The organism is Microcoleus sp. N3A4, from assembly GCF_036701805.1.
GTDB lineage: Bacteria > Cyanobacteriota > Cyanobacteriia > Cyanobacteriales > Microcoleaceae > Microcoleus.
On the sequence record NZ_JAUBRJ010000012.1, the window covers coordinates 74,980 to 101,974 of the forward strand.

The 26,995-nt window shown below is 46.3% G+C and carries 23 protein-coding genes, 1 tRNA gene, 2 pseudogenes and 1 riboswitch; of the genes and pseudogenes, 14 read left to right on the plus strand and 12 right to left on the minus strand.

Annotated elements, in window-relative coordinates; all coding sequences use genetic code 11:
- Positions 1 to 485: 485 nt before the first annotated feature.
- The 4 genes and pseudogenes from QUA56_RS09705 to QUA56_RS36800 all read right to left on the minus strand — a co-directional run bounded on the left by QUA56_RS09705 (position 486) and on the right by QUA56_RS36800 (position 2,286).
- On the minus strand, positions 486 to 1,169 hold the full coding sequence (locus tag QUA56_RS09705) for a manganese catalase family protein (RefSeq protein WP_333356408.1): 684 nt from the start codon (positions 1,167 to 1,169) through the stop codon (positions 486 to 488).
- A gap of 196 nt (positions 1,170 to 1,365) precedes the next feature.
- Positions 1,366 to 1,812 (minus strand): annotated as a pseudogene (locus QUA56_RS09710) (GUN4 domain-containing protein).
- Positions 1,813 to 1,815: 3 nt separating this feature from the next.
- On the minus strand, positions 1,816 to 2,079 hold the full coding sequence (locus QUA56_RS09715) for a hypothetical protein (protein WP_333356410.1): 264 nt from the start codon (positions 2,077 to 2,079) through the stop codon (positions 1,816 to 1,818).
- A gap of 111 nt (positions 2,080 to 2,190) precedes the next feature.
- On the minus strand, positions 2,191 to 2,286 hold the full coding sequence (locus QUA56_RS36800; protein WP_445242888.1) for a 4-Cys prefix domain-containing protein: 96 nt from the start codon (positions 2,284 to 2,286) through the stop codon (positions 2,191 to 2,193).
- 445 nt (positions 2,287 to 2,731) lie between these two features.
- Here QUA56_RS36800 and QUA56_RS09720 point away from each other — a divergent pair.
- From QUA56_RS09720 to QUA56_RS09740, 5 genes are all read left to right on the plus strand, one after another.
- Positions 2,732 to 2,804 (plus strand) — tRNA-His (locus QUA56_RS09720).
- Between the two features lie 192 nt (positions 2,805 to 2,996).
- Positions 2,997 to 7,301 (plus strand): AAA domain-containing protein, encoded by a 4,305-nt coding sequence (locus tag QUA56_RS09725; RefSeq protein WP_333356413.1) that lies wholly within the window; start codon positions 2,997 to 2,999, stop codon positions 7,299 to 7,301.
- Complete coding sequence (locus QUA56_RS09730; RefSeq protein WP_333356416.1) at positions 7,279 to 8,181, plus strand: hypothetical protein; 903 nt, start codon at positions 7,279 to 7,281, stop codon at positions 8,179 to 8,181. The genes QUA56_RS09725 and QUA56_RS09730 overlap by 23 nt, the downstream gene beginning before the upstream one ends.
- Before the next feature lie 369 nt (positions 8,182 to 8,550).
- The gene (locus tag QUA56_RS09735) at positions 8,551 to 8,829 is read left to right on the plus strand and encodes an element excision factor XisH family protein (RefSeq protein WP_333356419.1); all 279 of its coding nucleotides are present in this window, start codon (positions 8,551 to 8,553) and stop codon (positions 8,827 to 8,829) included.
- A gap of 64 nt (positions 8,830 to 8,893) precedes the next feature.
- A complete protein-coding gene (locus tag QUA56_RS09740; protein ID WP_333356421.1) occupies positions 8,894 to 9,229 on the plus strand; it encodes a XisI protein in 336 nt (111 codons plus the stop codon).
- A gap of 176 nt (positions 9,230 to 9,405) precedes the next feature.
- Here the strand turns inward: QUA56_RS09740 and QUA56_RS09745 are convergent, their stop codons facing one another.
- From QUA56_RS09745 to QUA56_RS09760, 4 genes and pseudogenes are all read right to left on the minus strand, one after another.
- A complete protein-coding gene (locus QUA56_RS09745; RefSeq protein WP_333356424.1) occupies positions 9,406 to 9,669 on the minus strand; it encodes a hypothetical protein in 264 nt (87 codons plus the stop codon).
- Positions 9,670 to 9,729: 60 nt separating this feature from the next.
- Positions 9,730 to 9,843, minus strand: a pseudogene (locus QUA56_RS09750) (hypothetical protein); the annotation flags it as partial.
- 178 nt (positions 9,844 to 10,021) lie between these two features.
- Complete coding sequence (locus tag QUA56_RS09755) at positions 10,022 to 10,741, minus strand: DUF3747 domain-containing protein (protein WP_333356427.1); 720 nt, start codon at positions 10,739 to 10,741, stop codon at positions 10,022 to 10,024.
- A gap of 342 nt (positions 10,742 to 11,083) precedes the next feature.
- Entirely contained in the window at positions 11,084 to 12,076 is a 993-nt protein-coding gene (locus tag QUA56_RS09760; RefSeq protein ID WP_333356430.1) for a ribose-phosphate pyrophosphokinase, read from the minus strand.
- Between the two features lie 325 nt (positions 12,077 to 12,401).
- Here QUA56_RS09760 and QUA56_RS09765 point away from each other — a divergent pair, with 325 nt between their 5' ends.
- From QUA56_RS09765 to QUA56_RS09785, 5 genes are all read left to right on the plus strand, one after another.
- Positions 12,402 to 12,860 carry a GatB/YqeY domain-containing protein gene (locus QUA56_RS09765; RefSeq protein ID WP_333356433.1) on the plus strand — a complete coding sequence of 153 codons (459 nt, stop codon included), beginning with the start codon at positions 12,402 to 12,404 and terminating at the stop codon, positions 12,858 to 12,860.
- A gap of 483 nt (positions 12,861 to 13,343) precedes the next feature.
- Entirely contained in the window at positions 13,344 to 15,029 is a 1,686-nt protein-coding gene (locus QUA56_RS09770; RefSeq protein WP_333356435.1) for a serine/threonine-protein kinase, read from the plus strand.
- Positions 15,030 to 15,089: 60 nt separating this feature from the next.
- On the plus strand, positions 15,090 to 15,797 hold the full coding sequence (gene bioD / locus QUA56_RS09775) for a dethiobiotin synthase (RefSeq protein ID WP_333356438.1): 708 nt from the start codon (positions 15,090 to 15,092) through the stop codon (positions 15,795 to 15,797).
- A gap of 251 nt (positions 15,798 to 16,048) precedes the next feature.
- A complete protein-coding gene (locus QUA56_RS09780; RefSeq protein ID WP_333356441.1) occupies positions 16,049 to 17,263 on the plus strand; it encodes a M20 family metallopeptidase in 1,215 nt (404 codons plus the stop codon).
- A gap of 108 nt (positions 17,264 to 17,371) precedes the next feature.
- Positions 17,372 to 17,527, plus strand: coding sequence for a hypothetical protein (locus QUA56_RS09785; RefSeq protein ID WP_333356444.1), 156 nt, complete (start codon positions 17,372 to 17,374; stop codon positions 17,525 to 17,527).
- A 104-nt stretch (positions 17,528 to 17,631) separates the two neighbouring features.
- Here QUA56_RS09785 and QUA56_RS09790 read toward each other — a convergent pair whose 3' ends face one another.
- Positions 17,632 to 18,612 carry an aldo/keto reductase gene (locus tag QUA56_RS09790; protein ID WP_333356447.1) on the minus strand — a complete coding sequence of 327 codons (981 nt, stop codon included), beginning with the start codon at positions 18,610 to 18,612 and terminating at the stop codon, positions 17,632 to 17,634.
- Between the two features lie 580 nt (positions 18,613 to 19,192).
- The gene (locus tag QUA56_RS09795; protein ID WP_333356450.1) at positions 19,193 to 20,584 is read right to left on the minus strand and encodes a glycoside hydrolase family 10 protein; all 1,392 of its coding nucleotides are present in this window, start codon (positions 20,582 to 20,584) and stop codon (positions 19,193 to 19,195) included.
- A 283-nt stretch (positions 20,585 to 20,867) separates the two neighbouring features.
- On the opposite strand from QUA56_RS09795, the gene QUA56_RS09800 reads away from it, so the two are divergent.
- The 4 genes from QUA56_RS09800 to QUA56_RS36805 all read left to right on the plus strand — a co-directional run bounded on the left by QUA56_RS09800 (position 20,868) and on the right by QUA56_RS36805 (position 24,015).
- Positions 20,868 to 22,142, plus strand: coding sequence for an FAD-dependent oxidoreductase (locus QUA56_RS09800; protein ID WP_445242890.1), 1,275 nt, complete (start codon positions 20,868 to 20,870; stop codon positions 22,140 to 22,142).
- Positions 22,143 to 22,262: 120 nt separating this feature from the next.
- Positions 22,263 to 22,925, plus strand: coding sequence for a DUF2834 domain-containing protein (locus QUA56_RS09805; RefSeq protein WP_333356453.1), 663 nt, complete (start codon positions 22,263 to 22,265; stop codon positions 22,923 to 22,925).
- 347 nt (positions 22,926 to 23,272) lie between these two features.
- Positions 23,273 to 23,758 carry a hypothetical protein gene (locus QUA56_RS09810; RefSeq protein ID WP_333356456.1) on the plus strand — a complete coding sequence of 162 codons (486 nt, stop codon included), beginning with the start codon at positions 23,273 to 23,275 and terminating at the stop codon, positions 23,756 to 23,758.
- A 176-nt stretch (positions 23,759 to 23,934) separates the two neighbouring features.
- Positions 23,935 to 24,015, plus strand: coding sequence for a DNA cytosine methyltransferase (locus QUA56_RS36805; RefSeq protein ID WP_445242891.1), 81 nt, complete (start codon positions 23,935 to 23,937; stop codon positions 24,013 to 24,015).
- Between the two features lie 476 nt (positions 24,016 to 24,491).
- On the opposite strand, the gene thiC is transcribed toward QUA56_RS36805, so the two are convergent.
- Entirely contained in the window at positions 24,492 to 25,865 is a 1,374-nt protein-coding gene (gene thiC / locus QUA56_RS09815) for a phosphomethylpyrimidine synthase ThiC (protein ID WP_333157664.1), read from the minus strand.
- Between the two features lie 7 nt (positions 25,866 to 25,872).
- A riboswitch (TPP riboswitch) is annotated at positions 25,873 to 25,969 on the minus strand.
- Positions 25,970 to 26,131: 162 nt separating this feature from the next.
- Positions 26,132 to 26,992, minus strand: a complete 861-nt coding sequence (locus QUA56_RS09820; protein WP_333356460.1) for a Uma2 family endonuclease — start codon at positions 26,990 to 26,992, stop codon at positions 26,132 to 26,134.
- Positions 26,993 to 26,995: the final 3 nt, after the last annotated feature.

The following is a 26,995-nucleotide window of genomic DNA, read 5'->3' on the forward strand; positions in this document are numbered from 1 at the left end:
AAAAATTACTCAACACAAAAGTTCGATATCGTAGGGTGCGTGACTTAAAAAATACTCTAAACTCAACCCAAATCTTCGGAGTCACGCACCTGTAACAACTCAAGCAAGGTGCGTGACTTAAAAATTACTCAACACAAAAGTTCGATATCGTAGGGTGCGTGACTTAAAAAATACTCTAAACTCAACCCAAATCTTCCGAGTCACGCACCTATTACAACTCAAGCAAGGCGCGCGGCTTGAAAATTACTCAACACAAAAGTTCGATATCGTAGGGTGCGTGACTTAAAAAATACTCTAAACTCAACCCAAATCTTCCGAGTCACGCACCTGTAACAACTCAAGCAAGGCGCGTGACTTAAAAATTACTCAACACTGGGCTTAAATCTTCTAAGCCGCACACCTTACAAAAGAAGGTGCGCGGCTTAAAAATTACTTAACACTGCGCTTAAATCTTCACTCGCCACGCAGTTTACACAACTCTCAAACTAACCTTTGGGAGCGGGATCGGCGATGTACTCGAAAGTCGGTTTAGAGTTCCAAGGGCCGCGTTCATCCTTGCCATTTGTTGACAAGTTAAAGTAGAGATCCACAGTAGAATCTGGCGGAATATTGCCGAACATCGGATCGGTGAGTTTACCCAGCGATTCCAGAGCTTTCATGAACATTTGAGTGTGAGAAATTTCGCGAGTCAGCAGAAAGTGCAGCGTCTTTTTCGTTCCTGTATCGGGTGCTAGTTTAATCAACTCTTCGTAAGTTTGGCGGGCTCCTGCTTCTGCTGCGATATCAGCGCGCAAATCGCGCACCACATCCCCGCCTTCGTTGATATAAGCTGCTGTCCAAGCTTGACCTTGGCTGTCTAATAAGTGCGGGCCTACGCCGCGCACGGCAAACAAAGTGCTTTTATAAGCATCTGTTTGGTCAACGTTTTTGGTGTGCATTTCTATGAGTTTGCCAATCATTTCTAAGTGGCTGAACTCTTCTATAGCAATATCTTGGAGCATATCCTTAATCCCTGCATTTTCACAGTGAAAGGACTGCACCCAGTATTGCAAAGCTGCAGTCAGTTCTCCGGTTGCTCCACCAAACTGTTCTAGCAGCAATTGGGCAAAACGGGGGTTGGCTTCGTCTACTGTGACCGCAGACATTAGTTGTTTTTTGTGAAAAAACATGGATCGGTACCTCTTTTTAGTTCGGTTGTTAAAGTCTGAAGGATTGCAGACTTTATTTGTGTTCGCCTTCAGAATCCATTGTGCGACAAGCGATCGTCTCGAACCTCGGTCGATGGATACATCTAGCGCGACAAATTTCTCTGCTTTCAGGTAGAGTTTAAATTTAAATTTTTACTTAGTTATTCGGGATAAAAAATTACAATTTAGCAGCATTATTGTCGCACTCGGTTAAGTTTGCTGACAAGGCATAGAGGTTCCGCAGCCACTGAACGCCGCCAACCCTACTGCGAGAGGGAAGGTGTCTGATTGGTGCTTTCGGAGTAAATTTAACTTGTCCTAAAGCAGTAGTAGAGTTGTATGTCGGCCAGTTTAACCGATCGCAAAATCTGATATAATCTCGCTTAACGCTTTTGTAGATTTGGTTTTGGATGCTGAAGCCAAACCGACCTTGACTTTAGTGCAGCAAAAGGCGATCGACTGTTTGGAAATCTTCGCACGGTAACTGGTAAATTTGGCTAATTTCTAGCTGAGTTCCCGGTTGCTGGGAGAGAAACTGACACATCAGGGCCCATGTTTGGCGATCGGCTGATTTCCACTTTTTGTTAGACAAAAAAAAACGCATTTTGGTATAATCAACTACCAGTACCTAAATCACAGTCGGCTCGAAGTTTGACCTAACTGATAAAGAAAAAGTTTTTGCAAAACAGGCAGCGCATTTTGTCGGTGAAATTAGAGAATCAGGAGTTTGTAGCGCGCTGAGATTAGCCGAGTTGTCGGTATTAATGAGAGTAGGGGCGATCGACTTTTTCGGCGAAAACCAATTTTGATGGCGACTATCTAAAGCTGCATTGATATCTTGCAAAACTTCCGCAGCAAAACAGTACCGCTGATTGAGATGAGTTTGCAGCAATTTACAGCAGATTCCACGTTGATGAATGACATCTGCCCATCGCTCAATCCCCGTAGGGACACGGCACTGCCGTGTCCCTACGGCTGTTGATAAACCTGGGATACGCTGTATCTAAAATTTCGGCGTTGCATAATTGCGGGATGATTTTAGCGTTGCGGTGTTGGAGTTTTGAGGATTTTGACATTCTGGGTTGAGACAGTAACTCATATCTATTTGAGATTTTGGATTTGAGATTTTAGATTGCGGACAAGACTTTTTTTTAACGAACCGCTTCGAGGTGCGTTACGTGCAGCGGCGCGTTAGCGCTCTTGTCGCGAAGCAAGAGAGCCCTTCGGCGAAGCTGAGCGGGTAAAAAGAATGAAGAGAGAAGAGAGAGGGTTGACAACTGATGCAGTCCGGGATACGAGGCTATTGTAAGGCGCTGGGCCGAATCGGGACGCTGCCCAAGCTGCCGAGCCCGGGCCGGGGACTGCTGGGGCGCGGGAAAATTGCCGATCGCGCGGAGCGAAAATTGTGCTAAACTCTTACTGTGCCTGGAATTTTAGGCACAATCGATCTGTCCGGTTCAGGGACGCTCAGAAATATTTCAAAATATTTTTGCTTTACCCCTAGACTTGTGCTGAGATCTGATGCTATAGTTACAAAAGATATGGCGAGTGTAGCCAAGTGGTTAAGGCAGTGGTTTGTGGTACCACCATTCGTGGGTTCAATTCCCATCATTCGCCCTTTTGATTCTGAACTGTTTAATTAAATTTAATTCGATCGCCAGTCGCCTGTACGGTAATTTGCGATGGTCGTAGGGTGTGCACTGCACACCTCAATCTTTTTTGAGATTTAGCGGTTCTCTCAGTACAAGTTCCGATGTGCTAATCTTAAATCCAATCTAAAATCTAAAATCTAAAATCTAAAATCAAAATATGCCATCTTTAGTAACAGAAGATTGGGGATATAAATTTAGCGGCGATCGCACAATTAATAAGTTTATTCGGGATATAGAAGGAGAAGCAGCTTTAGGAAAATATTGCGATTGGGAAAGCAGAGAACGTGCGGAAATTCTGATGTCGGAGATAGCTGGAAAATCGCACAATCTGTTCTACGTGCGCCGCCAAAAGGTAAATGAGAGATTTTCGGAAGAAGAAATCTGGGAATTGCTGCTTGCTACGGATGGAGATGATTTTGAATTACCCCAATTGTTGCAAAAAGCCGATCGCACTTTGCGGTTGTTAGCAACTGTACGCTGTGAAGACGGAATTGGCGGTTTAAAACTGCTGGATGCTGGTTTGGTGGCGGTTCCCAGAGGGAGGAAAGATGGGTATGCTTTGCCGGTTCAGTTGCGACTTTTGGCTAACAGTAGATCGCCAATTCCTGCAAAGTCGATCGCCCGCGTCCAACAAATGCCGTTTTGGGACAACAGACACATACCAACTACGGAACAGCTAAAAGTTTGGCATACTTTTTTAAATGTGGAAAAACGCATTGCCGAAGCGCGTCAATTTTGCGTGCCTTTCCGAGGGCACAATTACGGTTCCGGCTTCAAAATCGTCACTTTTGAAATCGAGCGTAATTCCGCAACTCTTGACGGCTACGAGGAAAATTTCTTAGAATTGGGCGACTTTCGCGAAAGGCTGAAAAAGGCGCGAAATGAAGAAATTATCCTGTTTGATTCGCCCCCCGGAAGCAGAAGCAGCCGAGATGGAGAGACATTAGGTAGCATCGCCGAAATTGATTTTGAACATGGTAAATTACGCATTAAATTAGATTTTGATTTAGGCGATCGCATGGCGGGCGGCAGATATCAACTGCCGAAACAAGGATTCTTGTATTTTGAGGCGGCGGGCGATATCAGTCAGATTGAACGCAAGAAGAAAGCTTTAAAAATGCTGACAGACGGCCGCGCTCAAAATCCCTATTTGAGCGAATTTTTATTCGACTCTTCCCAGGCGAGACTGCCCGAAAAACTGATTAAATTGGAGCGGGAAAACTTATTAAATCGCAATGCTAATGACGACCAACTTGCCGCCGTAGAAACCGTGCTTTCGGCGCGCGATTTAATTTTGATTCAAGGGCCGCCGGGAACTGGCAAAACGACTGTGATTGCGGAGATTTGCTATCAAATTGCGCGTCAGGGCGGCAAAACGCTCATTGCTTCCCAAGCAAATTTGGCTGTAGACAATGCTTTGAGTCGGTTAGTTCACAATCCGGCGATTCGGGCTTTGCGGAAGGGAAAAGCTCATAAGGTGCAGGAAGAAGGGCAGCCGTTTTTAGAGGAAAATGCGATCGGCACTTGGCTGCAAAATACGGCGACTGACTGCGAACAAAAGCTCTCGCAGCGCCTGACTAATGTCAAATCTTTGCGGAAGTTGCTGGCAGAATCAGACAGATTCACAGCCTACTTTGCCGCCGAGAAAGATTTTTTCAATGAACTCAAACACCTGCACGACAGTCAAGCAAATATTGAGGAAAAGTGCAGCCAACAAGCAGCAGCTTATGAACGGAATTTAACCGAAAAAAGCGATATTGAATCCCTAGTTAGTGGGTTAGAAAATCTGCTAGATGCGCCGAAGGTAAACTGGGAATCTCCAGAAGTTGCCGAGTTTATGCCCAGACTAAAACCCTATTCAGAAGGCAATGTTTTAGTAGAAAACTTTATGGCAAATGTTCGGATTGCCGCTAGCCATGCTATTCAAATAGGCTTCGATCGCCCTGCTTGCGGCGCGTTTGGGATTGCGGTTTGGTTGCAGGAAACTGTAGCAGCGCAAATATCGGAATTTAAGACGGCATTCGATCGCGCTGAGGATGTTTGTCACGCTATGTCAACGGTTGCGGAGTCGCTGCGGGTGTCGCGGCAGATGTCGGAGGCTGTGAATCAACTCGAATTGGGCGATCGGCAAAATCAGACACACCGCCACAATCTCGAACAGAAAATCAAGAATTTGGAACTGCGAAAAGCGGAAATTGCAGCCGTTGTCGTCGCCGTTGCACAGTGGATCGAGACGGCGGATACGGGACTTTATGAAGTTGTGAAATCTTGCTGGGAAACGGGCGCAATGCTGACCGATGAAATGGTAGAATTGCCCGCAGGACTGCTGAAAATTGCCCGATCGCTCAAATTGCCGATCGTGCCGCCCAAATGCAAAGTCAATTTGCCCGATTTGGATCGGTTGCGAAACGCGGTATCCCACGAAGCAAACGGCGGTTTTAAGGACATCCAAGGGCAACAGTTCCGGTTTAGCGAGTTTCTGCACCTAAATTTGAGTCAAACGCCCCTCGTGCTCTCTGCGGGCGATCGTACACAGTGGCAGCAACTAGCCAAAGACTTCGCCAGCTATTCCCAAGTCAGTCAAAGTCAGCGCAAATTTATCATCGAAAAAGCTGGCACTTTCTTAGGTAGCATTCAACAATTTTACAGTGAATCCTTGCAGCCAAATCATATCCAGGCTACCTTCGATCGCCTAGTCAAAGAATTGCTGCACAGCATCCTCGCAAATGCGCGTCAGTGCGTGGTTCCTCTGAAAACCGAAACCGAACAGCAGCTTATAAAACAGCAACAGTTATTAGATAAAATCGGTCAAACCTTAAACCAGCAGCAAATATCCGCCGCTAAACTTCAGGTAGAAACAGCGCAGCAAGAGGCGAACTTAAAAATTAGCGAAGTTACTAATTTGTTGCAAGCAATTCTCCAACAGCCAAACGTACCGGAAAAATTGCGGATTTTAGCCGAACAATATCTCGCCCAAAAATCGAATATTTGGGAGCAACCGCAGCAGTTTATCAAGCAAGTTGAGGCTTGGAAAGCAAGCGCGATTCAGCTTGAAAAATCCATTGCTGACTTAGATCCTTTTGGGGTTTTGGAGACTATCAAAAACACTCTAGACGAGCATTTATCCCCGCTGCAAATTGCGGCCGCAACTTCGCAGCAGCAACTCGCAGAAATTCAAACAGAATTGAGCGAAATTACCGCTCAACTGCAACAGCAGCAACCAACAGCAGCATTACTTGTTGATAGGAATTGGTGGGAGTCAGCATGGCAAAACATCCCGGAAAAATACCGACCAGAAGTTCCGAGTACAGGATTGTTCAGCAGCGATTTTTTAAGCAAAATTAAGCGTTTATTCAAAACTTGGCAGCGGAAGTTAGAACAAGAAGAAACAGCCCTCAATCGCTCTCAAAACTTTGTCACAGATTGGATTCAAAAACTCCGAAATCCATCTGAAAAAGACCGCAACGATTTAAAGCAAATTTATATTGACAATGCCAACGTGATCGGCATTACTTGCGTGCAAGCTGCCAGTTTCGATTTTACTAAAAACTTTCCCAGCTTTGATGCAGTCATCATTGACGAAGTTAGCAAATGCACTCCGCCAGAGTTATTAATTCCGGCTTTGAAAGGCAGAAAGTTAGTATTAGTGGGCGATCACCGACAATTGCCGCCGATGTTCAATCAAAGTACGATCGACGATATTGCCGATGACATCGGCTGTACCGGAGACGAACTTAGCTTCATAAAAGAATCTTTGTTCAAAGTGTTGTTTGAAAATGCCAGCGACAGCATCAAAAAAATGCTGACAACTCAATACCGAATGCACCCCCAAATCATGGGCGCAATCAATCAGTTTTACCAGCAAAAACTCAACTGTGGCATTCAGGAAGCTGACACCAAGCGCGCCCACAACCTCGCAGGTAGAATCATTCAAGAAAATAATCACATTCTCTGGGTGAAAACGCCGATCGGACAAGGATTTGAAGAGGAAAAACAGGGTACTTCGCGGTTGAATGTCAAGGAGATTGACGCGATCGAGCGTTTGTGCGAACAAATGGAGACAGCTTGGCAGCCCAAAGTTGCTAACGGTGAACCGCCGAAAGAAATCGGAATTATCACTTTTTATGCTGCTCAATTAAATGCAATTAAAGACAGAATCGAAGGCGAAAGATTTCCTGCTTTGAGCATCCGCACTGGTACTGTTGACATATTTCAAGGCATGGAAAGACCTGTAATTATTGTCAGCACAGTGTGCAATAATGTTAGGGGCGATATTGGATTTGCTAAGGAACCGGAACGGGTGAATGTGGCATTTTCCCGCGCTCAAGAATTGCTGGTAGTTGTCGGTTGCCACGATTTATTTACCCAACAAACAGGTACAGTGGGAAAAATGTATCAGGAAGTTTCAAAAACGGTGCGTCACTGCGGAGGTTTTGTAGATGTTTCTAGCGTCCTCAACTAAACATATAGACTCAAATTTAAGTTTGCTAGCCGAACAAATTGAGCAACAAAATCCGGGTTTATCGGTGTTGGCGGCGCGTCAATTCCGCTTCGCAATCCGCCAAACTCCGCTGGAGGTTGCGGTTAGCGAACCGCGCGAGTTTAACGTGTTGGAAGAGTTTATTTTGCGGGCGGGGGTTGAGTTTGAACCTGCGCCAACTTTGAAGGAATTGGCGGATTTGCTGGGGTTAGACGAGATTTTTGTGAAGACTGCGGCGGCGACTCTGGTTAGTTTGGAAAGCTTGGAGGTGGCTGAAAATGGGAAAATTGCGATCGCCCCGCAAGGCAGAGATTTTTTCGAGAAAGGTGCGGTTAGTCGATCGCAAATTCAATCACTTTATGCCATTTCCAATCCTTTAAATCAAACTCTTACCTTTAAATTCGATGCTTTAGTGGCAGAATCGGTCAACTTACCAGATTTAGCAGATTTAGTATCGCTCGAACATAAAATTACCGACCTTGCCAATTTAACTATAGCAGAAATCCAGCCGTTAATTCAAGCTTCCGGTTTAGGAATTCACGTCCCCGAAAACGGCAAAATCGTGTCTGAGTGCGATGTCATCGGCGACGATTTAGAGATTTGGCAAACAGTATCGATTTTTGTGTTGCTGGATGCGATCGAAAATAAAACGACTATTCAAGTCAGACAGGGAAAGCAAATATTAGAAACAGCATCAAACAGACTCAACGAACTTGAATCTCAACAAAAACTTTCCTTAAATGACTTGTGTAAATTACCAGAAGAGGCCCTCTTGCAAGAGCCAGAAATAATCGCCCCTCCAAAAACTCGGAAACCAGCATCTAAGAAAAAACGCAAGGAAACAGAGTCAGGAAACAAGTAATATGAGGACTTCAGTCCTTACTACAAACCTTTTAGTCCTCACCGGTTTGTAGTAAGGACTTTAGTCCTAATTAACTGAAAAATTAAAACAATTAATAAAATTACAGGACTAAGGCAAACTGTCACAAGACTTTTAGGTATGTTGTTGCGCTTCAGCGCTCTTAGGATATGAAAGAGCGCTGAAGCGCAACAACATACTTTTGTTTAATGTGCAAGTTGCGTAAGTCCTGAATTAGTATTGTACCGATTGACAAGATACCGCGAATTCGGTATAATTAGTAGTTGTTTGAAATCGCGCTGAGAATTTGTCTGTGTCTGCCAAGATACTTTCCACGAATCCGTAAAACGAGCCCTTGAAAAAGAACAGTGGGTGATTACTGCCGATCCACTAAAGTTTAAGTTTGGCAATGTTAAATTTCAGGTCGATTTGGGAGCAGAAAGGTTAGTCGCAGCGGAGCGAGGAGGGGATAAAATTGCAGTCGAAATCAAAAGCTTCCTCAATCCTTCTGTAATTACAGATTTTTATGCTGCATTGGGACAATTTCTCAGTTATCGGCTTGGCTTGGCATCGGTTGAACCTAATCGGAAATTGTATTTGGCAGTTCCATTTGACGTGTATAGAACATTTTTTCAGTCTGAGTTTACTTAAATGCGGTACAACAGTATCAGGTATTGCTAATCGTATACGATTCAACAAATGAGGTGATTGTACAATGGACAAACTAGCTCAATATCGTCAGTACGTTCAGGCATTAATGAGCCGTTATGCCGAAGATGGTGTTTCCGATGATGAAGTCGAAGTGCAACTTATCTGCGACACAGAACGAGATCATTATCAGTGGATGAATGTCGGCTGGGAACACTTAACCCGGATTTATCAAACCATCATTCACATTGACATAAAAGATGGAAAAATCTGGCTTCAGCAAAATTTGACAGAGCAAAATCCTGCGGAGGAATTAGTTGCAATGGGAGTACCGAGAGAAGATATTATTTTGGGATTGCACCCCCCATACAAACGACCGTATACTGATTACGGTGTAGCGTAAACAGTTGACAGTTGACAGTTGACAGATGTTCGCTTAATATAGGGCGCGTCTCTTTAGAAAACACCAATTATTTTGTACTTCCTCCTGTGACGTACTATTATCAGGTAGGGTGCGTCACTTGGGAAAATCCCAATTATTTTGCATTCGCATGGCCGGCGACGCACCCTACAATAATCCTACTGAGCCTTAACGCATTTCAGCATCCGCAAAGTAGCCGCCGCCGCGTAATTCCGTTTTGCAGAATCATCGGGAGCAAACCGATTGCCAATTTCGTTAAGAGACGAAGCAACAGAACAATAAGCAGACATTTGAGTAATAATAGAAGCAGCCCAATGATTCTGAGTATCTGAAAAAGTTTTATACGGCTCTTTAGCAACTAAATTCGGCTGCATTCCCCGCGCCGACAAACCAAATTCCGCCGCTCGACGGAGCACCGCCATCAATTCAGCGCGAGTGACTGGCTGCGTAGGTTTAAAAGTTCCATCTCGATCGCCGCCAACTATCTTGTTGTCCCGCGCAAATAGAACTTTTCCGGCACTCCAGCGGGAAATATCAACGTCCCTAAATGGACGGATAGAAACATGGCTAGGAAAGGTGATATTAGCACCTTGTATTCATTTCAAAGATTCCCAAACTAAAGATACCAATTGCTCTCTGGTAACAGCAAGTTGCGCCCGCAAAGCATTATTTTGAGAAAACCGGGCTACAAACCCAAAGCCCACAGCTTCTTTAATTTCCGAAACATAGATATCATCGGTAGCTATCTCCGAATTGTAGAAGGGTCAGTATTGCCTACGGTATTGGTATTTCCTGCGGTATTGGCTGCGGTATTTCCTGCGGTATTGGCTGCGGTATTGGCTGCGGTATTGGTATCGGTATTGGTATCGGTATTGGCTGCGGTGTTGCCTGCGGTATTGGCTGCGGTATTACTTCGGTATTGCCTCCGGTATTGCCAATTTGTTCCGGTGCGGGTTGATTGGTAGTGAAATAAAAGTGACCTAATGTGCGGCCTTGATAAGCTCTTTTACTCAAGCGCCAAGCAGGATCGAGAGTGATTTTCATGAATCCGTTAACATCGCCGTTTGTGCGGCCGATAATCACCGATTTACCTTGGTAATCTACCGGACTTCCTATTAGTAGAACGTTACCATCAACACTTTCCAAAGTCAGGGTGTATTTTAATGCTAAATCGGTGCCGGCCATGCGAATTGAAAAGCCGTTGCTGTCTGTTGCGCGACCACAAATGCCGGTGAAATCAAAAGTAACTAATAACGGATCGACTCTCACAGGATTCGATCCGCTTTCGCTCCAGCACTGTCGCTTGTCTGTCACCTGTTCTACAATTAGTAATTGGTAGCCGCCGAAAGAGCGGGGTTGGGCGATGACAATTACTCGGTCTTGGTTAATTTCGGTTTCGTCAAAAGTATATGCTCTAGCCGAACCGATCGCCCCGAGTGTTAAAATAGCTGAACCGACCAGTGCGGCCACTGTTCGTACAAGTGAATGTTTCATAATTTTTCCCTCTTTGCCCCTTGTTTTGATGAGACCTATCTAGAATATAAAAAGGTCGCGCTCTCCAGACAACAAGATAGAATTTTACCATTTCTTGTTCCGGCGATCTCGTTTCCGGTTGCACCGGAATAATATATTTTGGATGAGATCAGTGCGAGCGTCCTCGCTCGCTACCCAAATCGCGAGCGAGGACGCTCGCACTTACACGATCCAAATATCTTATTCCGATGCAGCGAGAAACGATATTAATTGCAGGAAACGATCGCACTATCCATCAAAAAAACGGTGCGTTACACTTGTTAACGCACCCTAAAACAAACACTCAAAAAGTGCCTTTCCCCTCTAGCGGAACATACTGCTAACAGAACTATCTTCGTGAATCCGCCAAATAGTTTCTCCGAGCAAATTCGCTACCGAAAGCACCGTCAACTGCTTAAAACGGTTCTCTTCAGGCACAGGAATTGTATTCGTAACAATTACCTCTTCCAACACCCCGCTAGACAAACGCTCGATCGCCGGAGGCGAAAACACCGCATGAGTAGCACAAGCATAAACCTGCCTCGCACCCTCCCGGCGCAACAATCTCGCGCCCTCAGAAATCGTGCCGGCAGTATCGATCATGTCGTCCACCAACACAGCAGTTTTGCCTTTGACATCGCCGATGAGGTTCATCACTTCAGCGACGTTGTGAGCTTGGCGGCGCTTGTCAATAATTGCCAGGGGAGCATCGCCAAGCTTTTTGGCAAAAGCTCTCGCCCTAGCGACTCCGCCAACATCCGGCGACACCACAACAATATCCGTCAATTGCTTGCTCGCCAGATAATCCAAAAGCACCGGCGAACCGTAAACGTGATCGAAAGGAATGTCAAAATAACCTTGAATCTGAGCCGAGTGCAAATCCATCGCCAAAATGCGACCTGCCCCAGCTTGAGTAATCAAATTAGCCACCAACTTCGCAGTAATCGACTCTCTTCCGGCCGTTTTGCGGTCTGCCCTAGCATATCCGTAATAGGGAATGACAGCAGTAACTTGTCTGGCCGAAGCGCGGCGACAAGCATCGATCATAATTAACAATTCCATGAGGCGATCGTTCACCGGACCACAAGTTGGCTGAATCAAGTAAACATCGCAACCCCGAATCGATTCTTGAATTTGAACGTAGAGTTCCCCATCAGCAAACCGCTTGCGAACCATCGGCCCCAAATCGATCCCCAGATAGCGAGCCACCTCTTGGGCGAGGGGAACATTAGCAGAACCGGAGAACAGCCGCAGACGGTCGTGAGCGGAAATCGGCGGCTCGGGAAGCGGAAGCGGTAAAGTAGCAGAACGGATCACAGCAGGCCTCTTGCAGGACGTTTATTCCACCGCTATCTTACCATCTGAAACTAGAAATATTCAGCCAATTTTTTGAGAGATTTAAGTTTCGGGGCGGGCACAAGTTTTAAGTTAGGCGAACTGAATAGGAGTCAATTTGGGGCCTGAACCCGAAGTGCAGCCGCCCAAAATTCGGTCGAAGGCCGAAGCCGTCCCGCCGGAGTTCGGGTTCAATGCGATAAAAATGCCACCAACAAGGAATAAACTTGAAAAATACGGTAAAAAAAGTTAAGAATCGGAAGCATACTCCAGATTTTTGATATCGGGCAAAGCAAGGTAGAAATCGATGAGCTTAAGAGAACGCATTGACGCAGAAATCAAAACAGCCATGAAGTCCAAGGACAAAGTTCGCTTGGAAACTGTTCGCGGCATCAAGAAATTTATTCTAGAAAAAGAAGTCAGCCTCCGTCCCTCCGGCCAAGACACGCTGACAGAAGCTCAAGAACTGGAAATTTTGATGCAAATAGCCAAACAGCGCCGGGATTCGATCGAACAATACCGCAAAGGCGGCCGCGAAGATTTAGTGGCACAAGAGGAGGCGGAGTTGGCAATTGTTGAAGAGTATTTGCCGCCGCAAATGTCAGACGAAGAGGTGAGTCAAGTCGTTGACGAAGTGATTGCGTCGGTTGGCGCTACTTCTGCAAAAGAGATGGGAAAGGTGATGGGCAAGGCTATGCAGCAGCTTAAGGGCAAAGCAGACGGTAACAGAATTCAAGACATGGTGAAAGCAAAGCTTAGTCAGTAGTCAGTTGGCAGTTGGCAGTTGGCAGTTGGCAGTTGGCAGTAGTCAGTAGTCAGTAGTCAGTAGTCAGTTGGTAGTTGGTAGGGGCGGTGGATGGTGCGTGCCCGCCCTCTTTGCTCGTTACTTTCGCTCTGCCTGGTAATGCTTCTGGGGCGAGGAAGAGCCTCCTTTGATCTGGCAACTTACAAGAGAGAGGACTGTAAGAGGTGTTTAAGTTATTAAGTTTTCGATCCTTAGTTCAGTAGTCAGCAGTCAGAACAAAGAATGTATGGGGATTATCCCGCTGCGTTAAGCGAAGCTATCCCCTAGGGAATCGCCCCTACTTAAATTTGCTGATTTCTCAAAGTTGCGTAAAAAAATGTAAAATGCTAACTTTGGTCGGGACTGGGAACTACAGACAGTGAAGTATGTTCGAGAGCACTAAAGACCTAGCATTACTAGGTCTGCGAGCGATCGTCTATTTTTTAACAGTTTCTACTTAAACTTATGCAGCCACCTATTGCTATTGGAACTCTCCTACAAAACCGCTACCGCTTGGTTAATATTTTAGGTCAAGGGGGATTTGGCCGGACTTATTTAGTAGAAGATTTGGGGCGGTTTCAAGAACGCTGCGCCCTGAAGGAATTGATTCCGGTGCAAAGCGGGCCTTACGTTTTGGAAAAATCGAAGGAATTGTTTCAAAGAGAGGCGGCAATACTTTACCAAATTGGGCACCCGCAAATTCCCCAGTTTCGGGCAATATTTGAAGAGAACCAGCGTTTGTTTTTAGTGCAGGATTACGTGGAAGGGATGACTTACCGCGAACTGTTGCTCGATCGAACTTCAACAGGCCGCACCTTCACCGAAGCCGAAGTCTTGGTATTTATCCGGCAAATGTTACCGGTACTGGCTCACATCCACGCCCGCGGCATCATCCACCGCGACATCTCCCCTGAAAATATCATCCGCAGGGAAAACGACCAAATGCCAGTGCTGATTGACTTTGGAGTGGTGAAGGAACTCGCCACCAAAGTTCAGTCTCCCGAAGGAACAGCCCACGCGACAACTGTCGGCAAAATCGGCTACGCGCCGATGGAACAGTTGCAAAGCGGGCGGGCAACTGCCAGCAGCGACCTCTACGCTTTAGCTGTAACGGCGATCGTCCTGCTGACGGGGCAAGAACCGCAGGAATTGCTCGATCGAACAACGCTGCAGTGGAATTGGCAGCAGCGAGTGCAGGTGAGCGCGGGTTTGGCTTTGGTGCTGAATCGGATGTTGAGCCGCTCTCCACGCGATCGATATCAATCTGTCAGCGAAGTCGCCCAAGCACTCGACGGCCAAACTAATCCTAACCCTAACCCGCCAACCGTACCGCCCGCGCCGCCAGCAGTGGTGCCGACAAACGCTTCGCTAATAGCAACGGTGGCCGTGGGCAGGTCGCCTGAGCCAGCCGCCGAGAGTTCCCACCCACAAAACCAGCCAGATCCGTTAATTGAGCCTGTGGGCAACTCTTTTTGGGACAATCCCATCGCTGCGATCGGACTGCTGACGGGCTTAGTAATCTTGACTGGCTTCGGTTCCTGGGCCTTAGTAGGCTCATTTCTCAACAATTCGCGACCCAAACCCACTCCGACACCGCCAGCAGTCACAAGTCCGACGCCGACACTAACTCCGATACCAAACCCGCTACCTTTGCCAACCCCAACCCCGCAACCTTTGCCAACCCCAAGCCCAGAACCTTTGCCGGAACCAAGCCCAGCGCCAACTCCCGAACCCAGCCCAGAACCTTTGCCGGAACCAAGCCCAGAACCTTTGCCGGAACCAAGCCCAGCGCCAACTCCCGAACCAAGCCCAGAACCTTTGCCGGAACCCAGCCCAGAACCAAGCCCAGCGCCAACTCCGACACCCAAACCGACGCCAGCGCCGACTCCAGCGCCCAAACCGACTCCGAAACCGACGCCCGCACCAACTCCCGCACCCAAACCGACGCCCGCACCAACTCCCGCACCCAAACCGACGCCCGCACCAACTCCCGCACCGTCACCGGAACCTGCCCCAACTCCCGCACCGTCACCGGAACCTGCCCCAACTCCCGCACCGTCGCCGGAACCTGCCCCAACTCCCGCACCGTCACCGGAACCCGCACCGTCGCCGGAACCTGCCCCAACTCCAGCACCGTCGCCGGAACTCTAAACTTCTGGCAAAATTCCCCTAGACTGATGTTGAGGCCAATTACTTTTTAGCTATTTGTCAATGAACTCCTTGCTAATTGCTGGAACTGATACCGACGCGGGCAAAACTGTTTTGACCAGCGCTCTGGCTGCTTATTGGCAAATGTATTTTCCCGATCGCAGTTTGGGAATTATGAAGCTGTTGCAAACGGGAACGGGCGATCGCGAACTCTACAACCGTTTGTTTGCCCTCGACCAATCCCCCGAAGAACTCAATCCGCTGCACTTTGATGCGCCTCTAGCACCGCCGATTGCCGCCGAACGGGAGGGGAGACATATAGAACTCGAAAAGGTTTGGACGGCGTGGCAAAGCCTTTCTGAGCGCAAGGATTTTGTATTGGTGGAAGCTTTGGGAGGGCTGGGATCGCCTGTAACGTGGGAACTGACGGTGGCCGATATTGCCAGGGATTGGCGGCTGAGAGGGGTTTTGGTAGTACCTGTGAGGTTGGGGGCGATCGGGCAAGCTGTGGCGAATGCTGCTCTGGCCAAACACACTGGTTTTAAGCTTAGAGGTATTGTGCTTAATTGCGTTAAAGCTTGTTCTGAACAAGAAATTGCCGATCGAGCGCCGGTAGATTTGATCCAGTCGCTAACTCAAATACCTGTGTTGGGTATTTTGCCGCATTTAGATGACCCGACTGACCTTGCCAAATTAGCTAAAGCAGCTTCAGAATTAGATTTGGAACGCTTATTGCCGGGGGTGAATTTAGTTCCTCAGATTTCTCAGTAACTTTATTCTAAACACCTCTCTTTCTCATTCTTCTCTTCCTCTGCGTACTCTGCGCCCTCTGCGGTTCATTAAAAAATCTCCTGCACAATTCAGATAGGATTGAAGAAGATTTTATTTTAACCGCAGAGACCGCAGAGACCGCAGAGAAAGATCAGAGAGAGTTTCACAAATTATTCAGGGTTGCTATAATTAGTAATTACCATTTATTAAGTGACTAAACCTCAAAGTTAATAAAAAAAGGAGAATAAAACATGGTTTCTACTTTACCGAATTTAACCTCTGTCGATTTATCTCAATTGCGGCTGGAGATTAGAAATTTGCAGCCTCAGCTAGTAGAATGGCGGCGCCACTTGCACCAAAAGCCGGAGTTGAGTTTTGATGAAAATTTAACGGCGCAGTTTGTCTCGCAAAAGTTGCAGGAATGGGGCATAGAGCATCAAACTAATATTGCTAAAACTGGTATTGTCGCCACTATAGACAGCGGCAAACCGGGGCGGGTTTTGGCAATTCGAGCTGATATGGATGCTTTGCCCATTCAAGAAGAAAATGAGGTGGATTATCGATCGCAGCATGATGGAATTATGCACGCTTGCGGTCACGACGGTCACACTGCGATCGCCCTCGGTACTGTTTGTTATCTGGCCAAGCACAAACACAGCTTTTCGGGTAAAGTAAAATTTATCTTTCAGCCCGCCGAAGAAGGCCCAGGGGGCGCAAAACCGATGATTGAAGCGGGAGTTTTGAAGAATCCTGATGTTGATGCGATCGTCGGCTTGCATTTGTGGAACAATCTACCTTTAGGCACTGTAGGCGTCCGCAGCGGCGCGCTGATGGCTGCTGTCGAAGTTTTTGACTGCACGATTTTTGGCCAAGGCGGACACGGCGCAATGCCACATCAGACTGTGGACTCGATCGTAGTTACAGCCCAAATTGTCAGCACTTTGCAGGCAATTGTCGCGCGGAACATTGACCCGATCGACTCAGCGGTAGTAACTGTCGGCAAATTCCACGCAGGCGACGCCCACAACGTGATTGCAGACACCGCTCAAATCGGTGGCACGGTGCGCTATTTCAATCCATCATATCAAGGTTATTTTGCCAAGCGAATCGAGCAATTAATTGCCGGAATTTGTCAGAGTCACGGGGCTAACTACCAATTAGATTATTGTTCGCTGTACCCGCCAGTTATTAATGATTCGAGAATAGCTGAATTGGTGCGCGGCGTCGCAGAATCAGTTGTAGAAACTCCTGCGGGAATCGTGCCGGAATGTCAAACAATGGGCGGCGAGGATATGTCGTTCTTTTTGCAAGAAGTCCCCGGTTGTTATTTCTTTTTGGGTTCGGCAAATCCAGAGAAAAACTTGGCTTACCCGCACCATCACCCGCGTTTTGACTTTGATGAAACTGCCTTGGGGATGGGTGTAGAAATGTTTGTGCGGTGTGTGGAAAATTTTTGTGCGATGTAAATAAGCCTTTTATGGGCGGGCTAGAAGCCCACCCCACAAGAAAATTTAGTTTTTGTGGAACAGGCAAATTCATATCTTGTGGAACAGGCATCTTGCCTGTTCAGGAGAATGGTACAACATCTCACATCTTGCACCATTCTCGATCGGCCTTTTATGGGCGGGCTAGAAGCCCACCCCACAAGAAAATTTAGTTTTTGTGGAACAGGCAAATTCATGTCTTGTGGAACAGGCATCTTGCCTGTTCAGGAGAATGGTACGGGCTAGGAGTAACGGCCCACAAGAAATTCATTCTTTGTGGAACAGGCAAATTCATGTCTTGTGGAACAGGCATCTTGCCTGTTCAGGAGAATGGTACAACATCTCAGATATTACCGAGTTTGAAAGATATTCTGCACCATTTTCTTATCTACACTTGCCGCCGCCTTATCCAATTCGGCAATCTCGCCCGAGTCTAACTCCCACCCCAAAGCACCAATATTATCCCTCGCCTGTACCGCAGATTTCGCCCCAGGAATCGGAATAGTTTCTTTGCAGATGCACCAGTTGATTGCTACCTGCGAAACAGTCTTGTTTCTGAATGCCGCTATTTCTCGCAAACATTCCAAAAGCGATCGCATTCCCGGAAGTAGCTGCTTGCACGCCAAACCTCGGATACCTTTAGGAATATAGCCGTTTTCGGAGTATTTACCCGTCAGCAACCCCAAGGCTAGAGGACTGTAAGCAATCAATTTTATCCCCAATTCATCGCAAACATCTTTCAATCCGAGTTCTGTCACCGGATAGGTAGAAAGTAGCGAATATTGCACTTGTAAAGTAACAATAGGAATTTGGCGATCGCTAAATTTCCGATGCACCCATTTCAGCCGTTTCGGCCCGTAATTAGACAAGCCCACTCCCTTGACCAATCCTTGCTCGTAAAGGTCAGCCAAACCGTCCAAAAGAGCGCTTTCTTGCCAAGGAGCGTAATTGGCTGTAGACCAGTGCATTTGCACCAAATCTACATTTTTTCCGAGGCGCGCAGCAGAGGCTTTACCTGCCGATATCATTGATTGTCGCGTCAGTCTCCAAGGATAAGCAGCCAGTTTTGTCGCAATACAAATACTGTCTTTATTTGCACCTTGATATTGTTGAGAAAACTGCCCCAAAAGCTGCTCGCTGCGTCCGTTTAATTTACCAGTTCCGTAAGAGTCGCCGGTATCGAATAAAGTGACACCGCTGCTGACGCAAAGATAGAACGCGGCTTGCAATTCGTCGTCCATACTTTCATTGTAGCCCCAGAGGAATCTGTTGCCCCAGGCCCAAGTGCCGCAGCCCATTTTTGGTAGTAAAATTGTTTGCTTTGTTTGCATTTTTCTTGATGGTAGTTGTTGGTAATACGGATATTTTATAGGAACATAACTCGGTATCCCCTAGCCCCCAGTAGAGCTGTTTCATTCTGCCACGGGCCGCCAGGGACTCAAGTCCCTGTCTAATAGCATAAGTCGGTTAAAACTGAGATGTTGCACCATTGTCAATAAGCCTTTTATGAACGGGCTCTCCGGCCCGTTCCACAAGAAAATCTACTCTTCGCTTCACAGGCATCTTGCCTGTTCTTGAAAATGGTGCAAGATGTGAGTTAAAACCGACTCAAATAGTAATCTCAATTTTGAAAATTAGAGTTACACATATAGCCTTTCTCAAAAAGATGAGGTATGACTGACAGCTTACATAACCACCCAGACTTATTGGGCCCAAGCCCAACTACGTACCTCATCTTTCTGAGAACCGCTATATATTCGGCGCTAACTATAGAAAAACAGGTTTGATAGAATTGCTACAGTCGTCTAAAGACGACTTCAGCTATGAGACAGGGGTTTAAACCCCTGTCGGACTGTCGGACTAATGGCACACCCTACAAAATTACCAATGACTAATGACTCTTTAATTATTTTACGTGGTTGGTGATGGCGAAGGTGCGCTGTTTTTGGTAGGTTGATCCGGCTTAGCTTTGGGGTCTGGTTTTGGTGGTGGCGGCGGAGGGAAAGTCGCCGCGCGTCTGGGTATTTGTAGCGCTGTTCGGAATGCAGAAGACGGGAAGAAATCGCTAAATTGAGAAAGTCGAACTGCGATGGGTTCGGGCGCATATTCCCACAAGCTTTCGTAGTAGAAGAAAGCGACGCCTAAGCCGTATGCTTGGACTGCTTGCACCTGAGATTTAATTTGCTGAATCGGTACTGGGCTATTTCTCAAACCTGTCATAATCCCAACTCCGGTGGGGATTTTTTGCTGTGCTTCTTGCATTTCTGGACGGTTAATTTTGCCCACAAATGATTCTAAATTGGGACGGTACACTTGCACGATTAGCTCGTCGGCAATATCCAAACGCACCCAAGCCAGCCAATCTTGCAGGTGATGTTTGTAAGCAAACTCGTAGTAATTCGGAGAAATTGAGAAAATTGCATTGGGTTTTACTGCTTTGACGGCTTGATTTAGCTGCGACATAAAAGCGGTGATTTTATTGGCTCGCCACTGCACCCATGCTGGATTTTGAAAATCTTTGGGCGGAGCTTTTTTTGTTTCTTTGGTATACAAAGCAACTGTGTAGTCATCGTAGCCAAATTCCGACGGCAAACTCATGTGATCGTCAAATTGAATGCCGTCTGCGTTATATTGAGTGGTGATTTCTAGTACAAGTTCGGTAATGAATTGTTGCACTTCTGGATGAAAGGGATTGAGCCAAACTACTTCGCCGCCGGCGTCGTTTGATATTTGGTTGCCGTCCTGTTTTTGTGTCAGCCACTCGGGATGATTTAAGGCTAATTCTGAGGTGGGAGGAGCCATGAAACCAAACTCAAACCAAGGAATTACTAGCAAGCCTTGGCGGTGAGCTTTATCAATTAAATCTGCGAGCATATCTTGTCCGTCTAACCCTCTGTAAACAAAGGGTTGAATGTCTCTTTGCTGCGCTACATAGCTGGGATACATTGCATAGCCAGAATTCCAGGCTACAGGATAAATAGTGTTAAAATTTAACCGTTTTAGTTGGCTGACAGCATCTCCTAGTTTGCGGCGATCTCTGAGGATGTCTTTGTCGTTTGTCGTCATCCAAACGCCGCGAATTTCCTGGCGGGGTTGCTGGGCGATCGCCGGAATTAAGTTGTTCGCCAGCAATACTATAATCAATGAGAGGGCAAACAGAAGCGGGAAAAGAGTTTTAATCGATCGCTGCCAACTGCGCGGAATGATGCGTAATGTCATAGTTGTGAATGGTGAGTTAGCTGTAGAAACACACCCCGGCATAATTTGGTGATAAAATTTGCTCGCTCTACAGTCTACAGCCATTGGCGCTGAATGTGGAATCGGTTAACTGAAATGGGTGAATTAATGTTATGCGATCGCAACTGAGCGAAGTATAATCTATGAGACAGAGAGTAGGTGAGAGCATTCTGTCAAAGTGCTGGGAAATCATTCATTACGCACTGCAAGCTCTCCTTACCGGACAGTGCGGCCCAAGGAGTGCGAGTGCTGTACAATATCGGTGCTGGAACATTTCGATCGAACATCTGTAATTGTGAAAGATTTAGTCTTAATTGGCGGCGGTCACAGTCATGCTATTGTATTAAAAATGTTCGGCATCAAACCGCTGCCGGGAGTGCGTTTGACTCTGATTAGCGATGTCCTGCACGCGCCTTATTCGGGGATGCTGCCGGGGCACGTTGCCGGGTTTTACAATTATGATGAATGTCACATCGATTTGCGATCGCTCGCGGAATTTGCCGGGTGTCAAATATTGGTCGATCGGGCGATCGCGATCGACTTTAACAAAAATTTAGTTATTTGTCAAACTCGCCCTCCGGTTAATTTTGATTTGCTTTCTGTGGATATCGGCAGCACTCCCGCGACTTTATCTGTACCGGGTGCCGCAGAATATGCAATTGCAGCTAAACCCGTACCGGAGTTTTTAGCTAGTTGGAATCAGTTAATTTCCGAAAGGCAAAACTCTCCCCAAAAACCGCTGCGAATTGTCATTGTGGGCGGCGGTGCCGGCGGCGTAGAATTAGCATTAAATATGCAATCTCGATTGGGGAAGGAAGAGGGAAGAAGGAAGTTCGGCAACGGATTGTGTAACGGATGTAACGGATGTAACGGATGGATATTGAGGGAAGACGCAAGAGCCAAGGAAGAAGAAGAAGAAGAAGAAGAAGAAGAAGAAGAAGAAGAAGAATTAGAAATTCATTTGTTTCATAGCGGTGCTGAATTGATGCCGGGACATAACAAACGGGTTCGTCGCCGCCTGAAAGAAATTCTGATTAGTCGTGGGATTAAACTGCATTTAATGGAAAAAGTTAGTGCTATAGAAAAGCCAGAAACGATTGACATAGAAGATAATCAAGAATGCCCGATGCCCAATGCCCAATGCCCAATGCCCAATGCCCAAATTTCCTGTAAATCTGGTTTAAAATTAAAGTGCGATCGCATTTTTTGGGTAACACAAGCATCGGCAGCCAATTGGATCGGAAAATCCGGTTTAGCCACCGACTCAAACGGCTTTATGCAAGTCAACGATTGCCTGCAATCAGTCTCTCACCCCAACGTATTTGGGGCTGGAGACATCGCTGCGATGGTTAATTATCCCCGTCCCAAAGCAGGCGTGTTTGCCGTGCGTCAGGGCAAACCGCTGTTTGAAAATTTGCAGCAGTTTTTATTGGGAAAACCGCTGAAACCCTTTGCACCGCAGAAACAATATTTAGGGTTAATTGGTACGGGAAATAAAAGGGCGATCGCCTCTCGCGGCAATTTCATGTGGGAATCACCGTTATTGTGGTACTGGAAAGATTGGATCGATCGCCAATTTATGCAAAAATTTAGCAATCTGCCAAAAACAGGCAATACCAAATAGCAATATACATTCAGATATAATCTTCTCTTCCTCTGCGTCCTCTGCGGTTAATAAAAAAAACTCTCCTTCAAAAACCCCTTAAGCTTGCTATAGTAATTTCACAAGTAAGAAAAACTAACTATGTTCCGAAAAATTGGATTTTGGCTGCTTTGGATTGCATTTAGCACCTACGCTTTTGTATTTGCACCACCCGACAGCCCAGAAAAAACCCTCACACTAATTACCAATCTTTCCACAGGCAAAATAGCAGGGATCAACCCTTTAATTGTAGCTTTATTCAACATCATGGGAGTCTGGCCGCTGATTTACAGTTGCGTGCTGTTTGCTGACGGCAGGGGGCAGAAAATACCTGCATGGTTATTTGCCACTTTATCCTTTGGCGTCGGCGCATTTGCCTTGTTGCCTTATTTAGCCCTGCGCGAACCTAGTCCAGAGTTTTCTGGCAGAAAAAATGTATTTTTAAACATATTAGACTCCCGTTTTACTGCGATTTTCCTCACCTTATGCGCTGCTGCTTTAGTTGCCTTTGGCTTGACAAAAGGCGATTGGTCAGATTTTATTCAGCAGTGGCAGACTAGCCGCTTTATTCATGTAATGAGTTTAGATTTTTGTATGCTTTGCCTGTTATTTCCGGCTTTGTTGGCAGACGACATGGCGCGCCGAGGAATGCAGAATGCCACAGCATTTTGGGCAGTGACATTAGTGCCGCTGTTTGGGCCTTTGGCTTATCTGTGCACGCGCAAATCTTTGCCTGAAAATGATGTTCCAATTGTTACAAATTAGACAGCAGTGCAGAGAATTCTGGGGTTGCTTAATCAGGGTATGAAAGGCTAAATATGCAAGTCATAAAAACCAGCATTCACAAAGCTTCTGGATTTTCAACTTATTTGTTTCATACCCTGATTAAGCAACGCCGCTAGGAAATATGTGTTTTATTGGGTGGGATTAGAAACTAAGCCCGCTCTAATTTTATCAAAATCAGCTCAGGTACTTGGAGGACAAGGGAAAATAAAGTTTTCGCTGCTAAACAAGCACAAGCTTTCAGGTTCAGAATCTCTACCAATCGGCAGATTTTAGCAGAGCGAAATTATAACCTGAGTGAGATATTAACTAGAGAAGACTGTTTTAATATGTTAGATGACGTGGCGCAAGGAGAAGCAGCAATGATTTTACCTGCATCTGTTAAAGGGAAATGGAAACTACTGGCAACAGCCTTTATTTTTCCTCTGACACTCATTGGTGTTGGCATTCAGCAACAACCGATTCAAGCACAACAAAATCCATCTAAGACTAATGTTGCTGCTTTGCCAGATGGTATTTACCTGTACGGAGATTCGCCACAGCCCAACCAAGTTCTTCAAAACTATATTGTGTTTCAACGCCAGAACGATCGCGTCGTTGGTGCAATCTACGCGCCGCGATCGGACTTTGCGTGCTTCACTGGTAAAATCCAGGGAAATACACTGTACGGGAAGGCAATCTCAGCCGGAAAGATTCAAGCAGTTGAAATCAATACTCAGCTAACCAATCTGCATTCTATTCGCACAATTAGCTCAAACGATCGGCGCATTCTTTCAACGTGCCAAGAAACTGTGCAAGCTAACATCTCGAGGTAAATCTTTTATTTAGCTCAAATGCTGCATGAGGTTGGCGGTGCGTTACACTGCGTTAACGTACCCTACGAATTGAAAATTTATGGTTACCAGGCTCTGCCTGGTAATAAATATCTAGAGGCTCTGCCTCCATTAAAAAATAGTACAAAATATGATTTTTTACCGCCTGGTTAATCGCCATGAAAAAAATCCGTTTTATTGACTTATTCTCAGGAATAGGCGGCATGAGATTAGCGTTTGAATCCGCCGCTGTTCTTTGAATCTGGAAACGGAATGCCTCTTAAGCAACGAAATCAATCCCAACGCTCAGTTAGTTTACCAGTACAGGGTAGGCGACTAATTGACTATCGCGGTGGCAATTATATTCATTCTTAGGAACTGGGTTTGCGAGGCGAGTGCAGTTTAGACGAAATTGAGTTGATGAAGAGTGTTATATTGACAAGGTGAAATAAAGAATTTGGACATGACCCAGATGGCAAACTATTAACTAAAGAGCACATAGCTACTTTTTTTTCTCCTCCCAATCTCGATAAAATTCTGGATTAGTTGGTAACAAAAAAGTACCTGCAAGGGAACATCGCAATTCTCCTTTTTGGAAACTCCTTTTAATATAACCTTAAGTAAGGTGCGCCATCAGCACCCTACTTTTGAGCGGGCAGGATGCCCGCCCCACAAGAAACGAAACAGTTTTACAATTAAGTAAGGCGGGCTTTGCCCACCCTACGAATTAATCCAATTAGCTTTGGGCTACAGGTTCCTTAGCCAAAAACTTCTCTAATTCCGTCAAAGCATCGGCATCAACCTTAGTCTGCATCGGACAGAACTTAGGCCCGCACATCGAACAGAATTCAGCAGTTTTGTAGATATCCGCCGGCAAAGTTTCGTCGTGATATTCCTTTGCCCGTTCTGGATCTAATGACAGCTCAAATTGACGGTTCCAATCGAAATTGTAACGCGCTTTCGAGAGTTCATCATCGCGATCGCGCGCACCCGGACGGCCCCGTGCAATATCTGCAGCGTGAGCCGCAATTTTGTAAGCAATCAGCCCGTTTCTGACATCCTCAGCATTCGGCAATCCTAAGTGTTCCTTCGGCGTCACGTAACACAGCATTGCAGTACCGTACCAACCAGCCATCGCTGCCCCAATTGCTGAGGTAATGTGGTCGTATCCAGGCGCAATATCTGTCACCAACGGCCCCAAAACATAGAAGGGTGCTTCCGAACATTCCTCCATTTGTTTCTTGACATTAAACTCAATTTGATCCATCGGCACGTGGCCCGGGCCTTCCACCATTACCTGCACGTCATGTTCCCAAGCTTTGCGAGTTAATTGTCCCAAAGTTTTGAGTTCAGCTAATTGAGCATCATCCGACGCATCGTGAGTGCAACCGGGGCGCAAAGAATCTCCCAAACTAAACGAAACATCGTATTTTTTGAAGATTTCAATGATGTCGTTAAAGTGAGTGTAGAGAGGATTTTGTTTGTGGTGGTGCAGCATCCACCGCGCCAAAATGCCGCCGCCGCGAGAGACAATTCCAGTCAGCCGATTTTTCACCAACGGCAAATGCTCGATCAGAATTCCGGCGTGAATTGTTTGGTAATCAACACCTTGTTGAGCGTGTTTGTCAATGATGTGAAGAAAGTCATTGGGGGTCAGACTTTCCATATTACCGTGAACGCTTTCTAGTGCTTGGTAAATTGGTACAGTACCGATCGGCACCGGTGAAGCTTTGATAATTGTAGTGCGAATTTCATCCAAATTCCCGCCGCCGGTGGACAAGTCCATCACGGTATCAGCGCCGTATTTAACTGCTAGTTTAAGCTTGTCAACTTCTTCTTCCATATTGGAAGAGTTGGGAGATGCACCGATATTAGCATTGACTTTGCATTTAGAGGCAATGCCGATCGCCATCGGTTCCAAATTCGTGTGATTGATATTAGCGGGAATAATCATCCGTCCCCGTGCTACTTCGGCGCGGATCAGTTCTGGCGGGAGATTTTCTCGCTTAGCAACAAAGTGCATTTCCTCAGTAATTACACCTTGACGGGCGTAGTGCATCTGAGATACATTGGTGTGCCCGCTACGCTTCGCGATCCATTCGGTACGCATATTTAATTTCCTTGATAAACAGCTTCCCTCCGCTGGTATTACCCAGACTCAGGTTCTAAGGGTGTTTTCTCAGCCCGGATATTCGGGCACCCCTAGCTAAGCTGTTAATAGTAGCACTGATTTCTGTACCAGATGAAAGCAATTAAGGAAATCTTAATATAAACAATGGGGTGAGGAGATCGAAAGTGCGATCGCCCTTTCCCGACTTCTGATATTCCTGCTGTGAAAAAAGTGCGAGCGTACCCCATTTAACAACCTAAAAATACTCACACCTCATCAGGATTAATCCCCATTTGGCGCAACCTTTCTGCAAGGCGATCTGCCCGTTGTTTTTCTTCCTCCGCACGAAGGCTTTCTTGTTGGGCGCGAAGGCTTTCTTGTTGGGCGCGAAGACTTTCTTGTTGGGCGCGAAGGCTTTCTCGTTCTGCCCGCAGGTGTTCTTCTGCCGCACGTTCCTCTCCAATTAACAGCAAATTCCCTTCACTATCCCACCAACGCAACCAAGGTAAATTCATCTCATCATATTCACCTTGCCAAATTCCCAACTCAACTCCAAGCTGGGGAATCGGATAGCGATCGCGCTCATTTACACTCATGCGCTGATAGCAATTGTCTTCTAAATGATACATTTCTACAGCGGCTTTTTTCACTTCATAAATGCCGTAGTAAGGCACGCGAATCGCCTGCTCGTAAACCCAAAATTTTCCCACCTTTTGTTCTTCGGCTTGACCGGGTTCTGGTGGCGGCGTTCTATCTCGCTCTTCTGCACCGTTCCCAGACACAAATTCCAAAACAATCAGCGGTGCAACGTATTCTTTCCACAATACATAAGAACGTCGCACCTCACCATTTAATAGTGGGGGAACATTCGGCACATAAAACCAATCGGGCGCTTCCGCACCGCGTTCGAGAGGGTCAGTTAAACGCCAATAAATCCCGCAATCTTGACCGATGCGGTAGCGTCCGTCAGGATGAATTCGTTGCAATATTGGTCGGAGTGAATCAGTGAGAATAATGCTTTGAGGAAGTTCTTGAAAGTTTTTCACAAAAGTACCGTCCGACTCTGGTAATTCAGTGTGGTCTGGGAGATGGGTGACTTCCAATTCAAATGATTTGGCAATAGTCATAAC

Bases quoted from the DNA above. Each gene is read 5' to 3' on its own strand.
- QUA56_RS09810 (WP_333356456.1), top strand. From the start codon at position 23,273: ATGTTAGATGACGTGGCGCAAGGAGAAGCAGCAATGATTTTACCTGCA.
- QUA56_RS09730 (WP_333356416.1), top strand. From the start codon at position 7,279: ATGTTTCTAGCGTCCTCAACTAAACATATAGACTCAAATTTAAGTTTG.
- QUA56_RS36805 (WP_445242891.1), top strand. From the start codon at position 23,935: ATGAAAAAAATCCGTTTTATTGACTTATTCTCAGGAATAGGCGGCATG.
- QUA56_RS09805 (WP_333356453.1), top strand. From the start codon at position 22,263: ATGTTCCGAAAAATTGGATTTTGGCTGCTTTGGATTGCATTTAGCACC.
- QUA56_RS09740 (WP_333356421.1), top strand. From the start codon at position 8,894: ATGGACAAACTAGCTCAATATCGTCAGTACGTTCAGGCATTAATGAGC.
- QUA56_RS09780 (WP_333356441.1), top strand. From the start codon at position 16,049: ATGGTTTCTACTTTACCGAATTTAACCTCTGTCGATTTATCTCAATTG.
- QUA56_RS09705 (WP_333356408.1), bottom strand. From the start codon at position 1,169: ATGTTTTTTCACAAAAAACAACTAATGTCTGCGGTCACAGTAGACGAA.
- QUA56_RS09725 (WP_333356413.1), top strand. From the start codon at position 2,997: ATGCCATCTTTAGTAACAGAAGATTGGGGATATAAATTTAGCGGCGAT.
- QUA56_RS09745 (WP_333356424.1), bottom strand. From the start codon at position 9,669: ATGGCGGTGCTCCGTCGAGCGGCGGAATTTGGTTTGTCGGCGCGGGGA.
- QUA56_RS09800 (WP_445242890.1), top strand. From the start codon at position 20,868: ATGTTCGGCATCAAACCGCTGCCGGGAGTGCGTTTGACTCTGATTAGC.
- QUA56_RS09795 (WP_333356450.1), bottom strand. From the start codon at position 20,584: ATGGCTGTAGACTGTAGAGCGAGCAAATTTTATCACCAAATTATGCCG.
- QUA56_RS09790 (WP_333356447.1), bottom strand. From the start codon at position 18,612: ATGCAAACAAAGCAAACAATTTTACTACCAAAAATGGGCTGCGGCACT.
- QUA56_RS36800 (WP_445242888.1), bottom strand. From the start codon at position 2,286: ATGAGTTACTGTCTCAACCCAGAATGTCAAAATCCTCAAAACTCCAAC.
- QUA56_RS09755 (WP_333356427.1), bottom strand. From the start codon at position 10,741: ATGAAACATTCACTTGTACGAACAGTGGCCGCACTGGTCGGTTCAGCT.
- QUA56_RS09820 (WP_333356460.1), bottom strand. From the start codon at position 26,992: ATGACTATTGCCAAATCATTTGAATTGGAAGTCACCCATCTCCCAGAC.
- QUA56_RS09785 (WP_333356444.1), top strand. From the start codon at position 17,372: ATGGTACAACATCTCACATCTTGCACCATTCTCGATCGGCCTTTTATG.
- bioD (WP_333356438.1), top strand. From the start codon at position 15,090: ATGAACTCCTTGCTAATTGCTGGAACTGATACCGACGCGGGCAAAACT.
- thiC (WP_333157664.1), bottom strand. From the start codon at position 25,865: ATGCGTACCGAATGGATCGCGAAGCGTAGCGGGCACACCAATGTATCT.
- QUA56_RS09770 (WP_333356435.1), top strand. From the start codon at position 13,344: ATGCAGCCACCTATTGCTATTGGAACTCTCCTACAAAACCGCTACCGC.
- QUA56_RS09765 (WP_333356433.1), top strand. From the start codon at position 12,402: ATGAGCTTAAGAGAACGCATTGACGCAGAAATCAAAACAGCCATGAAG.